Below are 392 nucleotides of genomic sequence, written 5' to 3' on the forward strand. Positions count from 1 at the left end.
ACGCAAGGACCTGGACCTGAGACCGGTGGAAGGTGTGGACGGTACGGCTTCGGAAGGGGTGATTCTGGAGAAGCTGGAGAAGTTCGGTATCACACCGGAGGCGGTGATGCTCTGGGGTACGGGTACGCCGATGCGTGAGTTCCTGTGGAGCGAAGAGATGGCGGATGCCAGCGTGCATGTGCTGCTGAACGTGGACTTCAGGGATACGTACCGCGAAGGGGACAGAGAGATACGCAACTGCCACATCAACGTGGGTACGGGCAAGGAGGTGTCTATCCGTGAGGTGGCGGAGAAGATCATGAAGGAAATAGGCTTCAGGGGGGAACTGCGCTGGGACAGCTCAAAACCGGACGGTACCATGCGGAAGCTGACTGACGTGAGCAAGCTTGACT

Annotated in this window: 1 protein-coding gene; it reads left to right on the plus strand. The window is 58.4% G+C overall.

All coding sequences use genetic code 11. The features are described 5' to 3' along the window. The coding region (locus tag WKU26_RS12710) for an NAD-dependent epimerase/dehydratase family protein (protein ID WP_340322324.1) at window positions 1-392 on the plus strand (392 nt) is incomplete at both ends.

Source organism: Phocaeicola sp. HCN-40430, from assembly GCF_037890285.1.
Taxonomy (GTDB): Bacteria; Bacteroidota; Bacteroidia; order Bacteroidales; family Bacteroidaceae; genus Phocaeicola; species Phocaeicola acetigenes.